Source organism: Haemophilus paraphrohaemolyticus, assembly GCF_002015045.1.
Lineage (GTDB): Bacteria > Pseudomonadota > Gammaproteobacteria > Enterobacterales > Pasteurellaceae > Haemophilus_A > Haemophilus_A paraphrohaemolyticus.
In genome coordinates, this window is the sequence record NZ_MUXX01000019.1 from 46,135 (window position 1) to 59,036 (window position 12,902).

General features: G+C 38.4%; 15 protein-coding genes. 2 read left to right on the forward strand and 13 right to left on the reverse strand.

The window, feature by feature from the left end:
• Window positions 1–151: 151 nt before the first annotated feature.
• The 10 genes from pal to B0184_RS09220 form a co-directional block, all read right to left on the reverse strand.
• On the reverse strand, window positions 152–613 hold the full coding sequence (gene pal, locus B0184_RS09175) for a peptidoglycan-associated lipoprotein Pal (RefSeq protein ID WP_005709282.1): 462 nt from the start codon (window positions 611–613) through the stop codon (window positions 152–154).
• 20 nt (window positions 614–633) lie between these two features.
• Entirely contained in the window at window positions 634–1,914 is a 1,281-nt protein-coding gene (tolB, locus tag B0184_RS09180; RefSeq protein WP_005709305.1) for a Tol-Pal system beta propeller repeat protein TolB, read from the reverse strand.
• Between the two features lie 18 nt (window positions 1,915–1,932).
• Window positions 1,933–3,231, reverse strand: a complete 1,299-nt coding sequence (gene tolA, locus B0184_RS09185; RefSeq protein ID WP_039851523.1) for a cell envelope integrity protein TolA — start codon at window positions 3,229–3,231, stop codon at window positions 1,933–1,935.
• 16 nt (window positions 3,232–3,247) lie between these two features.
• Entirely contained in the window at window positions 3,248–3,685 is a 438-nt protein-coding gene (gene tolR, locus B0184_RS09190; protein WP_005709295.1) for a colicin uptake protein TolR, read from the reverse strand.
• Between the two features lie 108 nt (window positions 3,686–3,793).
• Window positions 3,794–4,477 carry a protein TolQ gene (gene tolQ, locus B0184_RS09195; protein ID WP_005709287.1) on the reverse strand — a complete coding sequence of 228 codons (684 nt, stop codon included), beginning with the start codon at window positions 4,475–4,477 and terminating at the stop codon, window positions 3,794–3,796.
• Between the two features lie 25 nt (window positions 4,478–4,502).
• On the reverse strand, window positions 4,503–4,895 hold the full coding sequence (gene ybgC / locus B0184_RS09200) for a tol-pal system-associated acyl-CoA thioesterase (protein ID WP_005709312.1): 393 nt from the start codon (window positions 4,893–4,895) through the stop codon (window positions 4,503–4,505).
• Between the two features lie 150 nt (window positions 4,896–5,045).
• Window positions 5,046–5,327 (reverse strand): cyd operon YbgE family protein, encoded by a 282-nt coding sequence (locus B0184_RS09205; protein WP_005709296.1) that lies wholly within the window; start codon window positions 5,325–5,327, stop codon window positions 5,046–5,048.
• Window positions 5,328–5,330: 3 nt separating this feature from the next.
• A complete protein-coding gene (locus tag B0184_RS09210) occupies window positions 5,331–5,429 on the reverse strand; it encodes a cytochrome bd oxidase small subunit, CydX/CbdX family (RefSeq protein WP_078177678.1) in 99 nt (32 codons plus the stop codon).
• A 9-nt stretch (window positions 5,430–5,438) separates the two neighbouring features.
• Complete coding sequence (gene cydB, locus B0184_RS09215; protein WP_005709324.1) at window positions 5,439–6,575, reverse strand: cytochrome d ubiquinol oxidase subunit II; 1,137 nt, start codon at window positions 6,573–6,575, stop codon at window positions 5,439–5,441.
• 10 nt (window positions 6,576–6,585) lie between these two features.
• Window positions 6,586–8,139, reverse strand: a complete 1,554-nt coding sequence (locus B0184_RS09220; RefSeq protein ID WP_005709316.1) for a cytochrome ubiquinol oxidase subunit I — start codon at window positions 8,137–8,139, stop codon at window positions 6,586–6,588.
• Between the two features lie 419 nt (window positions 8,140–8,558).
• Between B0184_RS09220 and B0184_RS09225 the strand changes: the two genes are divergently transcribed.
• On the forward strand, window positions 8,559–8,888 hold the full coding sequence (locus tag B0184_RS09225; protein WP_005709340.1) for a DUF5339 domain-containing protein: 330 nt from the start codon (window positions 8,559–8,561) through the stop codon (window positions 8,886–8,888).
• 74 nt (window positions 8,889–8,962) lie between these two features.
• Here B0184_RS09225 and B0184_RS09230 read toward each other — a convergent pair whose 3' ends face one another.
• Together B0184_RS09230 and grpE are read right to left on the reverse strand one after the other, a co-directional pair.
• Window positions 8,963–9,787 (reverse strand): 5'-nucleotidase, lipoprotein e(P4) family, encoded by an 825-nt coding sequence (locus B0184_RS09230; protein WP_005709348.1) that lies wholly within the window; start codon window positions 9,785–9,787, stop codon window positions 8,963–8,965.
• Between the two features lie 247 nt (window positions 9,788–10,034).
• Complete coding sequence (gene grpE, locus B0184_RS09235) at window positions 10,035–10,646, reverse strand: nucleotide exchange factor GrpE (protein WP_005709258.1); 612 nt, start codon at window positions 10,644–10,646, stop codon at window positions 10,035–10,037.
• Between the two features lie 232 nt (window positions 10,647–10,878).
• Here grpE and B0184_RS09240 point away from each other — a divergent pair, with 232 nt between their 5' ends.
• A complete protein-coding gene (locus B0184_RS09240; protein WP_005709334.1) occupies window positions 10,879–11,958 on the forward strand; it encodes an extracellular solute-binding protein in 1,080 nt (359 codons plus the stop codon).
• A 39-nt stretch (window positions 11,959–11,997) separates the two neighbouring features.
• Here B0184_RS09240 and B0184_RS09245 read toward each other — a convergent pair whose 3' ends face one another.
• On the reverse strand, window positions 11,998–12,891 hold the full coding sequence (locus B0184_RS09245) for an ATP-grasp domain-containing protein (RefSeq protein ID WP_039851533.1): 894 nt from the start codon (window positions 12,889–12,891) through the stop codon (window positions 11,998–12,000).
• Between the last annotated feature and the right edge of the window lie 11 nt (window positions 12,892–12,902).

The following is a 12,902-nucleotide window of genomic DNA, read 5'->3' on the forward strand; positions in this document are numbered from 1 at the left end:
AAAATTTGCATAATTTATCATAAAAAGCGGAGAGCATCTAATTAAAAGGACAGATTGTGGGTGAAAAGATAGCCAATTACAGATAAAAATAAAGCCCTGATAAACAGGGCTTCATTTTTAATAAACTAAGTTTCTATAAAAGAAGTAGAAATTAGTATTCTAATACTGCACGACGGTTTTTCGCGTAGTCAGCTTCAGTATGACCTAAAACTGCTGGTTTTTCTTCACCGTAAGATACAGTTGCAACATTTGATGCACCTTGTTGTGCTAAGTAGTTTTGTACTGCGTTTGCACGACGTTGGCCTAATGCGATGTTGTACTCTGGAGTACCACGTTCATCAGCGTGACCTGCAACAGTTACGTTTGCTTTAGTTGCTTTTAATAATTCTGCGTGAGCATCTAATAATGTACGGTATTCGCCTTCAACATTGTATTTATCGAAACCGAAGTACACAGTGTTGTAACGAGTTTGTAAATCTTGTGCAGACATACCGCCGTATTGAGCCCCTGCATTTGTGTTTGCATTTGCTGCTGCGTTGTCTGAAGATGAGCTACATGCCGCTAATACGAAAGCTGGCGCCGCTACCATTAAAACTTTAGCTAGTTTTTTCATTTTATACTCCTAAGAGAAGATTATTGTTTAGTTAAATACGGTGACCAAGCAGGGAACTTATATTGCCCTCCTGCACCAGGCAGATTTGCTTTAAAACGACCGTCTGCGGACACCAATTGTAGCACTTTACTCGTACCTTTGGTAGAGCTATAAATAACCATAATGCCGTTTGGTGAAATACTTGGGCTTTCATCTAAAAACGTTGAACTTAAGACTTCCGTGCCACCCGAAGTGAGATCACGTTTTACCACTTTATCTCCAGCAATCATGATTAAATTCTTGCCATCAGCAGATGACTTAGCTGCATAGGAAACACCGCCTCCTACATTACTTACACCACCACCTGATGCACTCATTCGATAAACTTGTGGTGAACCTGAGCGGTCTGAGGTAAAGTAAATGAAACCACCATCTGGTGACCAGCTTGGTTCAGTATTATTTCCTGCATTTGCAGTTAATTTGCTTGGCGTACCACCGCCAGCACCAACAACATAAATATTCAATTCACCATCTTGATTAGACGCAAAAGCAATTTTTGAACCATCTGGTGAGAACGCTGGTGCACCATTATGCCCTTTTAATGCAGCTACAACACGACGGCTACCCGAGCGAAGATCATGAACAACAACTTGTGCTTTTTTATTTTCAAAAGTCACATACGCTAATTTACTGCCATCTGGCGCCCACTCTGGCGACATTAACGGCTCTTTACTTCTAACTACGGTAAAAGCATTGAATCCATCATAATCAGAAACTCGTAACTCATATGATGATACACCACGTTGTACTACATATGCAATTTTTGTTCTAAATGCACCTCGAATTTGCGTGATTTTTTCAAAGACCAAATCACTCACAGTGTGAGCACCTTGACGCATTTGTGCCGCTGGCACATTAAATGCGCCTTGATCTAATACAGCAGCAGGTGAACTTAAAGTATCAACTAATTGGTATGCGACATTATAACCACCGCCAGCTGGCGTTACTTGTCCGACCACTACCATATCTACACCAATATCAGTCCATTGTTGTGAAACTACTTCACTTGCAGAACCTGGTTGAGCCGGCAGTTTAGTTCTATCAATAGGAGAGAATTTACCACTGTTACGTAAATCATCAGCAATAATTTGACCTACATCTTCGTTAGCACTACCTTTAAAAGGAATAACTGCAATTGGCTGAGCCATACTCACACCTTCGTCTACCGAAATCACTACATCTGACTCGGCTTTAGCAATATTAGCACTACACAATAATGCGAACACACCCATTATACTCGCTAAATGCGATTTAAACTTCATTTTTTAACCTCTAGGTTATTATAAAACTTTTAATCCAAATTTGATGATTGGCGATTTATAAGTATTATAAGTCGGATCATCTTTTGCCCTTGGTACACTTTGTGCACGAGTAATAGCCGCCACCGCAGCACGACAAATATCTGGTGGGCCAGAAATCACTTCGTGACTTGAAATGCGTCCATCTCGTTCAATGTTGATTTTTACACGACATTCACGACCACTAAAACTCGGATCCACTTGATACTCACGTGATAATTTTTGTTTAATTAAACGCTCATAACCACGGTCTGCCGTACCTTGTCCATCGCCCAGTCCTTTACCGTTACCATTACCCGCAAGGCCAGCTGAATTTTTGTTTCCACCTTTCGTGGCTGAGCCACCACCAATATCGCCACCTGATAAGAAATCATCTAGTGCCTTATTATTTTGGGCTCTTGCTGCGGCTGCTTTTGCTTCTGCATCTGCTTTAGCCTTAGCATCAGCTACCGCTTTGGCCTTCGCTTCCGCAGCAGCTTTCGCTTTTGCCTCTGCTGCCGCTTTTGCTTCTTTTTCAGCCTTCTCTTTGGCATCTTTCTCAGCTTTTGCCTTCGCTTCTGCTGCGGCTTTTTCTTTAGCTTCTTTTTCGGCTTTTAGTTTCGCTTCTTGAGCTGCTTTTTCCTTAGCTTCTTGTGCTTTTTTCTGCTCTTCCAATTTCTTCTGCTCTGCTTTTTGAAGGGCTTCTTTCGCTTTACGCTCTTCTTCAGCTTGTTTTGCTGCTGCCTCTAAACGTTTTGCTTCAGCTTCCGCTTTTAGACGAGCTGCTTCGGCTGCTTTTTTACGTGTTGCTTCTTCTTTCTGTTTCTCAAGCTGCTCTTGTTTTAACTGCTCTTGACGCTGCTGCTCTTTTTTCAACTGTTCTTGCTTGATTTGCTCTTGTCGTTTTTCCTCTTCTTGTTTTTGCTGAGCTAACAATTGAGCCTGACGTTGTTCTTCTAAAGCCTTTTCTCGCTCCTGTTTTTCAGCAAGTTCGGCTTTAGCTTGTTCAACTTCTTCAGCAGCCTCTTCTTTTACATCTTCAACAGGTTTTGTCTCTTCCACAGGTTTAGGTTGAGCATTCCCTTTTCTATCTGATTGTAATCGACCATATTCTGCTGCCACTTGCCCTGTATCAACCATCACCGCTTCAAACTCTTCACCATCTCCACCATTACCGCCAGCAGCAGGAGGTAATGTGATATTGGTAAACAGAGAGCCTAGTAGAAGCAACCCAATTAAAAGGGCGTGCAATAGTAGGGAGAGAATTATTGCAAATTCAAGTCTATCGTTTTGAGATCTCACACGTTATCCTTGATGATTATTGACCTTGAGTCATTAAGCCTGCTTTTTCAATACCCGCTTCTTTTAATAACACAATACCTTTGATCACTTCTTCATAAGGCACGGTTGCATCACCTGCAACTAAAAAAAGCGTGTTTTCATCTTTTTTAAATTCTTCACCAGCAAACAAAATCACTTCTTGATCGCTTAGTTCTTCGCCATTACTACCAGTAACAAAGTTGCCACCAACTTTTAATTTATATAAACCCACACCCGCCACTTGTAAAATCACGGGGGTCTTATCTTCATTGGTTACTGATTGACTATGCTTATCTTCTGGTAAATTAACTTCTACACTTTGGCTGATAATGGGCGCTGTTGCCATAAAAATAAGCAAAAGCACAAGTAATACGTCCAAGAATGGTACAATGTTAATTTCAGATTTAATGTCCTTACGTTTGCGACGGTAAGACATATTTTCCTCTTTTACTAAATTCAGGTTATCACTAACATTTCACGACAAGCGGTCAGATTTGTATCTCTTTTTGCAAAAAATTAAATAAAAATGACCTCTTGTTCTCATTTATTTTTTAGAAAATGCTTGACGGTGTAAAATTGTCGTAAACTCATCAATAAAGTTTGCGTAATTTTGTTCTAACTTATTCGCACGTAAGCTTAAACGGTTATAAGCCATTACTGCAGGAATAGCCGCAAACAAACCGATAGCTGTTGCAATCAACGCTTCTGCAATACCTGGTGCTACCGATTGGAGGCTTGCTTGTTTCACTGCACTTAATCCCATAAATGAGTGCATAATTCCCCAAACAGTACCAAATAAACCGATGTATGGGCTAATAGAACCAACAGTACCTAAGAAAGGAATATAGCTTTCGAGCGTTTCCACTTCACGGTTTAGCGCGAGGTTCATTGCACGACTCGTGCCTTGAATATTTGCAGAGGGTGCATCTGGGCTTACTTGTTGCAAACGAGTAAACTCTTTGAACCCAACATAGAAAATTTGTTCTGAACCGCTTAATTTATCACGACGATTTTCTAATCCTTCGTGTAAACGATTTAAATCTTCGCCTGACCAAAATTTATTTTCAAAAGCGAGTGACCCTTTTGCTGCATTAGTCAAATAACGACTACGTTGAATAATCACTGCCCAAGATAATACCGAGAAAGTGATAAGAATAAGCATGACGATCTTAACAACGATACTTGCTTGTGCAAATAACGAAATTAAGTCAAAGCTAGTTTCTTGCATTGAAAACTCCAATAATGATAATGAATTAGTGAGATGAATCCATTGCATCACGAATATTTTTCGGTATTGCAATCGGTTTCATTTTAAGTAAATCGACACTTGCCACACTAACTATTGCGTAGCTTATACAAACTTGATCACGCAAAAGTTTCTGTTCAAAAATAATCGTCGCTTTCTTTATTTCTTTAATTTCTGTTTCAACAGAAAGAAAATCATCTAAACGAGCAGGCGTTTTGTAGTCTATTTCTAACTTCTTCACAACAAAAGCAATATTTTCCGATAACAATGATTGTTGGGAAAAGCCTTTGTTGCGTAAAAATTCCGTTCTTGCTCGTTCAAAAAAACAGACATAGCTTGCATGATAAACCACACCGCCCGCGTCTGTATCTTCATAATAAACTCGAATAGGAAAATGCATATTCTATCCTATTTTATTCTCTTTCGTAAACGTCCACTTTTTAGACGATCACGGCTGTCTATTTTATTCAGTTAAAAATGCCAGCGCAATAGCTTTTGCAATTTATTTTTTATTTAAAAATAAAAGTACACTTTCTTTTTATAATTTAACTCAAAAAAGGATACAAAGCGAAGGGATAACAATTGCATAACCGATTAAAGGTAGGAAAACCAATTGCCAAATTTTACTACGGATTTCAAAGCCGATACCGTGAATCCATAAAATCCCCATGCCATAAAAAGCCAATAAAGCAAAGTAAGGAATTTTACCGCCAAAATAGAGCCCGAAAGTGGTCGATTTTAATAAAATCATTGCAAACAGACCGCTTGCAAGAAGAAAAGAAAGGGCTTTTAGCAAGCCCTTTAAAGTTAAGTTATATAACAAATGAATCATAGATTATTCGTCAAATTTACCTGTTTTCTCAATCTTTGTCGTAACAAATACGGCAAAGTAAATTGCGAGAAACATACCAAAAAACCAAGTTAAATAAAACATAATTGCTCCTTAGTATGCTGTTGCGTGGTTTTCTTCAATGAATTTTGCATCAAGACGACCAAACATTTTGATGTAAGACCAAATAGTATAGCACAATACGATTGGTACAAAGAAACACGCTGCATAGAACATAACGGTTAAGGTGTTAAGGCTTGCAGTTGAATCCCAAACAGTTAAGCTCATTTCTGGATGAGAAATTGAAGGCATAATGAATGGGAACATAGAAACTGCTGCGGTTAAGATAACACCAATTTGCATTAAAGATGATGCAAAGAACGCAGTACCTGAGCGGTTTGCTTTAGATGCAACGATGGTTAATAATGCACCGATGACTGCAATTGCAGGTACAATCCAAAGCACAGGCATTTCAGCATAGTTTTTAAACCAAGCAGATGTTTCAACAGCTACAGTTTTGTTGGTTAATGCAGAAACTGCGTTGTGATCTAATTGGCTTGTGATCACAAAACCTTCTTTGAAGTATAACCAAACACCCGCTAATACAAATGCAACTAATGTTACGGTTGCCGCTAATTGTGATACGCCACGTACGCGGTTGCGTAATTCAGCCGTGGTTTTCATTTGCAACCAAGTCGCACCTTGAGTAGTTAGCATAAATAAACTCACCACGCCGCATAATAATGCGAATGGATTTAATAAGCCTAAGAATGTACCCGTATAAGTTACTTGATTGATGTTATTAAACTCAAATGGTAAGCCTTGTAATAAGTTACCGAACGCCACACCGAAAATAAGTGACGGCACGAAACCACCGATGAATAATGCCCAATCCCAAGCATTACGCCATTTTGGTGAGTCGATTTTCGCACGGTACTCAAAGCCCACTGGACGGAAGAATAATGCTGCAAGCACTAATATCATTGCCAAGAAAAAACTTGAGAATGAGGTTGCATATACAGTTGGCCACGCTGCGAAGATCGCACCACCACCTGTTAATAACCAAACTTGGTTACCATCCCAGTGAGGTGCAATTGAGTTGATCATCACACGACGTTCTGTATTGCTTTTACCCACCACAGGTAAAAGCGTTAATACGCCCATATCAAAGCCATCGGTAATTGCAAAACCGATTAACAATACAGCAATTAAGATCCACCAAATAAAGCGGAGAACTTCATAATCTAACATTGTCTACTCCTTATTTCGCAGATTGCTCAAAGTAGTATTTACCTGTTTTTAATGCACTTGGACCTAAACGACCATATTTGAACATTAAATACATTTCTACTACTAAGAAGATTGTATATAAACCACATAATAAACCAATTGCAGTCCATAATTCAGCCACAGTTAAGTGAGAAGCCGAAATACCTGTTGGTAACACTTCATAAACTGCCCAAGGCTGACGTGCGAACTCAGCTAAGAACCAACCAGCTTCAATGGCAATCCATGGTAATGGCATAGACCATAATACCACTTTAAGTAACAATTTGTTTTTACCTACTGTACCACGGAAGTTAAAGAAGAATGCTAAGCCAATGATTAAAGACATTAGCATACCAGAGCCAACCATCATACGGAACGCCCAGAAGTTAGGACCTACATTTGGAATAGTTGCATCTGCTGCTTTAATAATTTGTTCTTCTGTTGCCGCTGTAATATTATCGCCTACGTATTGTTTTAACAATAAACCAAAGCCAAGATCTTTTTGAACTGCTTGGAATGCTGCTTTTTCTTCTTCTGTATAGTTACCAGAACGAAGTTTTTCTAATAAAACAACTGCTGTAGCACCGTTACGTACACGCTCAATATTTTCTTTACGAATATCATTTAAGCCTTTGATTTCAGTATCTAAAGAACGAGTTGCCACTAAACCGCCAAGGTATGGGATTTGAATTGCAAAGTCGTTTTGACGAGCTTTAGAGTTTGGAATTGCAATTGCATTAAATGCCGCAGGTGCTGGGTGAGTTTCCCATTCAGCTTCCATGGCTGCTAATTTAACAGGTTGTGCTTTACCGATTTCATAACCAGATTCATCACCCATAATTAATACAGATAAAATAGCGAACAAACCAAAACTTGCCCCCACTGAGAATGAACGTTTTGCAAAGCCTAAATCACGACCTTTTAAGATATAGTAAGCACTGATGCTTAATACAAAGATCGCACCACAGGTATAGCCTGCAGTTACAGTATGTAAGAATTTACTTTGAGTCACTGGGTTTAAAAGAAGATCAGTAAAACTGGTCATTTCCATACGCATTGTTTCAAAGTTAAATTCTGAACCTACTGGGTTTTGCATCCAGCCGTTCGCTACTAAGATCCACATTGCAGAGAAATTAGAACCAAATGCCACACAGTATGTTGCTAATAAATGTTTTTTCTTAGACAGACGCTCCCAACCAAAGAAGAATAAACCCACGAAAGTTGATTCTAAGAAGAACGCCATTAAACCTTCTAATGCTAAAGGTGCACCGAAGATATCGCCTACATAGTGAGAGTAGTATGACCAGTTTGTACCAAACTGGAATTCCATGGTAATACCAGTCGTTACCCCAAGAGCAAAGTTAATACCGAATAACTTACCCCAGAATTTAGTCATATCTTTATAAACTTCTTTTCCTGTCGTTACATAAAGTGTTTCCATCACTACAAGCACAAAAGAAAGACCTAATGTAAGCGGCACAAATAAGAAGTGATAGAGAGCAGTTAAAGCAAACTGCAAACGCGAGAGTTCAACAAAGTCTAACATCTCAAACCTCTTCATCTTGATAATATGAAATACGATTAATTATTCGATACCGAATAATGCCCCACAAAACTTTGACCCAAAGCAAAGATCTACCCCACATAGGTAATCAGAGTTTCAGGCGACTATTCTACCTGTTATTGAAAAAATAAAAAACCGCCCCTATTAACAGGAACTTAACCTTTGTATTGAAATAATTCAACTTTTAGCAAAATTTTTTAATAAATTAAGAAAAAAGATCAAAATATGTTACCTCTCAAGAGGTAAAATTAAGTTATTCTTTTGAGAAAGATCAAAAAAAATCTGATTTTTAGCCATCTGCTCTTGCTGACTTTTTCATTTAAGCGTGCTAATCTCTTAGCGATTTAAGTCATTTTTATTTAGATTGAAAGCTTTTAGCTATAATAGAAAAAGGTAAAACTATGCTAAAAAAATATTTTCTTCTCTGTTTTCCAATTTGTACCAGTGCATTATTTTCCACAAGCGTACAAGCCCAAGTAAAAACCTCGTCTCTTACTATTGAAAAACCAGAGGTTATTAAACTTATTCCACAATGTGAAAATATGTTTAACGTTGCAAATACGCTTATTAAAGATGCAGAAAGACAACCAGGTACACACACTCAAGTAAAGCGTTTAAAAAATAAGCTAACAGAAACCCAAAAACAATTGCTCGCAATGGAAGAAAGCTTACAGCAGAAAAGTTGTGAGAAAGGATTAAATGCATTAAATACGTTGAAGCAAAAACATTAAATTTCAGATATAAAAAATACGGTAAAATCATATTTTTAGTATTTGATTTTACCGTACCATAAAATTCCTATAAATTACTTACCATTCCATGCTTGAATAGCATCTAAACGAGCTTTAATTTTGCTTTGTGCATCGCCTTTAAAGTAATCTTTAGCTAAACCGCCTTCCCAGCCACCATAGTTCGGGTTAGGTAATACGATGTAAGTTTTACCAAATTTTGCTTGGTTTTCTTTTACAAATGCACTGCGTTCTGCATTTAATTTACCGTATACTGCATCACCAAAGTCATCTAAGTTATCGCCGACATAAAGTACGATTTCATAGCCTTGTTTTTCAATTTCAGCAAAACGAGCAGCTTTCGCTGATTTATCTTTTTTCAAGTAAAATACTGACTCGTCCACACCTTCAAAGCCTAAACGTTTCATATCGTCAATTGTACCCGCTTTTTCGGAGCTATCTTTACGGTTAGTTACATAGAACATTTTACCTTTGTGTGAATTAACATAGTTGTTAAATTCTACCGCACCAGGAACTGCACGAGATTGTCGAGCATCAACCCAGCGTGTCCAATCTTTACCATCAAAACCTTTATTATTTTGAACTTGCCAACCAGCGTATGGGCTGTTGTCTAGCATCGTTTCGTCTAAATCTACTACCACCGCTTTTTTCTTACCTTTAGTCACTTTCGCGTGATCAAAGGCAGTTTTAGCCGTGTTATAAGCTTGGTAGGCAAGCGCTTTATATTCGCCCGAATCTTGCATCCAGTTAATGCCCATTACTGCTTGTTGTTGCAATTGAGCTTCCGCGTGTGCTTTTGCATCCATTTGATTATGTGCACAACCTGTTAAGACTAATGCAGATAACGTCGCTAATACACTTACTTTTAAAGTCATTTTCATATTTTTTTCCTTCTGAAATTAAATAGACAAATTAAATAAATAGAGAGCGGTCATATTTTTACGGGAATTTGCAAATGTTCCAAGTAGAAATATTTAGATTTGTGATTTAGATCACATTTTATAGTGTTTTAGCTAAAAAATTTTTTAAAGACACGCTAGAAAAAATTGTTGTTAAACCGCTAAAGCTACACACCTAATAAAAAATTGTTGCTAGCATTTATTTTTAAAAATAGTTCAGTTCGGTAAATTAAGCCGCAACCATTACCATCGCTGGGCGTAATACACGGCCTTGCAATGTATAGCCTTTTTGTAACACTGCGCAGATGTGGTTTGGCTCAATACCTTCAGCTGGCTGCATTGAAATCGCTTGGTGAAGCTCAGGATTAAATGCTTCTCCAACAACGCCAACTGCTTCCACTCCAAATTTAGCTAAGGTCGAAATAAATTCTTTGTGGGTCATTTCTACGCCATCAACTAACACTTGTGTTGTTTCATCAGTAACAGCATTATCTAATGCGGCTAAACCACGTTCAAGATTATCAACAACAGTTAGTAGCTCTTTTGAAAATTTTTCTAATGCAAATTTATGAGCTTTTTCGACATCTTGCTCAGCACGACGGCGAATATTTTGAATTTCTGCTTGGGCACGTAATTGAATATCTTTTTCACGGGCATCAATTTCTGAAACGTAAATTTCTAATTCATTGATACGAGCGTAAGCTGCAGCTAATTCTGCTTCTACAGGTTGCTCTTCTCTATTTTCTGATTGTACTTGCTCTTCAACCGCTTCAGGTTGTTGGAGTTCTACATTTTCTTGTTCTGTGCTTTGCTCTTGTGCTTTTTCTTGTTGAGTAGTCATACAAAATCCTCTTAAATTCAGTGAAATAAAATCGGATTTAATATAATAGCAAATTAGCGAAATTCAAGAAGAATAGGAAAATAAATCCTTCTTCAGGGCAAAAAAGGCTTGCAAAATGTGGGGGGTAGCTTAAAATCCTTTCGATTTCATTGCCATTGATTGGTGTGGAAGATTCGTCAAACTTCGGAGAAATCCGACCGCTTTTATCTTTTTTCTTAACGGAGAAAACTAAATGAAAAAATTCGCAGGTTTATTCGCTGCAGGTGTGGCTTCATTGGCATTAACAGCTTGTAATGAAGAAAAGGCAAAAACAACTGAGGCTGCTGCCCCAGCTGATGCTGGCACTGTTCACTTATATACTTGGACTGAGTATGTACCTGAAGGTTTGTTAGATCAATTTCAAAAAGAGACTGGTATTAAAGTTGAGGTATCTAGCCTTGAATCTAACGAAACAATGTATGCGAAGTTAAAACTTCAAGGTAAAGATGGCGGTTATGATGTAATCGCACCTTCCAATTACTTTGTGTCTAAAATGGCAAAAGAAGGAATGTTAGCGGAGCTTGATCACAGCAAATTACCCGTTATCGCAGAATTAAACCCTGACTGGTTAGACAAACCTTACGATAAAGGTAACAAATATTCATTACCTCAACTTTTAGGTGCCCCAGGCATTGCATTTAATACTAACAACTACAAAGGCGACCAATTCACCTCTTGGGGGGATTTATGGAAACCTGAATTTGCGAACAAAATCCAATTATTAGATGATGCACGTGAAGTGTTCAATATTGCATTATTGAAATTAGGCAAAAACCCGAACACAACTGATCCTGAAGAGATCAAAGCGGCTTATGAAGAATTGAAAAAATTACGTCCAAACGTACTTTCATTCAGCTCTGACAACCCTGCAAACTCATTCATCTCAGGTGAAGTATCTGTAGGTCAATTATGGAACGGTTCTGTGCGTATTGCGAAGAAAGAACAAGCACCTATTGATATGGTGTTCCCAAAAGAGGGCCCGGTACTTTGGGTTGATACTTTAGCTATTCCAGCGAACTCAAAAAACAAAGAGAACGCACATAAGTTAATCAACTACTTATTAAGTGCTAAAGTTTCTGAGCAACTTACCCTTGCAATCGGTTATCCAACTTCAAATATGAAAGCATTAGAAGTATTACCGAAAGAGATCACGCAAGACCCTGCGATTTATCCAACACAAAAAGTGTTACAAGAATCACAATGGCAAGATGATGTGGGTGATGCAATTGAACTTTACGAGAAATATTACCAAGAGTTAAAAGCGTCTAAATAATTTAGATGTGTAAGAAGAGCTGGATTTACCAGCTCTTTTTTACATACAGAGCAAAACATAATCTACCATCATTCCAGCAATATCTTTACCTGAAATCTTTTCAATTCCTTCTAAACCAGGGCTCGCATTCACTTCTAAAATCATCGGGCCTTGGTTTGTGCGAATCAGATCAACCCCTGCAACATCTAGTCCAATAGCTTTGGTCGCTTGAATCGCAATCATCTTTTCTTCTTCTGTTAGGTCAATGCTTTCAGCTTTACCACCTTGGTGCAAATTGGCACGAAAATTGCCATTGCCTGCAGTGCGCTGCATACCTGCAACGACTTGCTTACCAATCACAAAAGCACGAATATCCTGCCCTCGGGTTTCTGCGATAAAATCTTGTACTAACGCTTTTTCTCCTGCTTGTTTTAACGTTTCTAGCTTATTTAAGGCTATGGCTTTTCCTTCACATAACTCCACGCCAGTACCTTGCATACCAACTAATGTCTTAAGTACGACAGAAGGAGAATGCAAAACCAATTGTGAAGAGCTTTCAACTAATTCGCCAATGTAGCTTGTTGAGGGAATAGGCAAGCCGTAAGCGGCAAGCAATTGCAAACTTTGCCATTTGTTTCGAGCCAATCGAAAAGCGTGGGCATTATTTAGCACTTTCGTTTTTTTAATTTCAAAATGCTGCAACACATAACAGCCCATCTCTGTGCTGGTTGCGCCAAACCGAGGAAGTACCGCTTGATATTTATCGAGTTCTAATTCTTGTTCAGGCGTTTGATAGAACAATCTAGCGGTCGATTTTCCTTCAACATTTGCAAGTTTAAGCAGCATTCGATTGGGATCGAGTATATCGAGGGAAATGCCACGCTGTTCGCACGCAGTTTTAATCCGTTGGCAGCTATATAAACGTGGTTCTCGGCAAAGCATTAACCATTTAATAGAGGAATTCG

Coding starts and splice junctions, on each gene's coding strand:
- B0184_RS09225 (WP_005709340.1), top strand. CDS start 8,559: ATGCTAAAAAAATATTTTCTTCTCTGTTTTCCAATTTGTACCAGTGCA.
- grpE (WP_005709258.1), bottom strand. CDS start 10,646: ATGACTACTCAACAAGAAAAAGCACAAGAGCAAAGCACAGAACAAGAA.
- tolR (WP_005709295.1), bottom strand. CDS start 3,685: ATGTCTTACCGTCGCAAACGTAAGGACATTAAATCTGAAATTAACATT.
- tolB (WP_005709305.1), bottom strand. CDS start 1,914: ATGAAGTTTAAATCGCATTTAGCGAGTATAATGGGTGTGTTCGCATTA.
- B0184_RS09230 (WP_005709348.1), bottom strand. CDS start 9,787: ATGAAAATGACTTTAAAAGTAAGTGTATTAGCGACGTTATCTGCATTA.
- B0184_RS09220 (WP_005709316.1), bottom strand. CDS start 8,139: ATGTTAGACTTTGTTGAACTCTCGCGTTTGCAGTTTGCTTTAACTGCT.
- pal (WP_005709282.1), bottom strand. CDS start 613: ATGAAAAAACTAGCTAAAGTTTTAATGGTAGCGGCGCCAGCTTTCGTA.
- tolQ (WP_005709287.1), bottom strand. CDS start 4,477: ATGCAAGAAACTAGCTTTGACTTAATTTCGTTATTTGCACAAGCAAGT.
- B0184_RS09240 (WP_005709334.1), top strand. CDS start 10,879: ATGAAAAAATTCGCAGGTTTATTCGCTGCAGGTGTGGCTTCATTGGCA.
- B0184_RS09205 (WP_005709296.1), bottom strand. CDS start 5,327: ATGATTCATTTGTTATATAACTTAACTTTAAAGGGCTTGCTAAAAGCC.
- cydB (WP_005709324.1), bottom strand. CDS start 6,575: ATGTTAGATTATGAAGTTCTCCGCTTTATTTGGTGGATCTTAATTGCT.
- ybgC (WP_005709312.1), bottom strand. CDS start 4,895: ATGCATTTTCCTATTCGAGTTTATTATGAAGATACAGACGCGGGCGGT.
- B0184_RS09210 (WP_078177678.1), bottom strand. CDS start 5,429: ATGTTTTATTTAACTTGGTTTTTTGGTATGTTTCTCGCAATTTACTTT.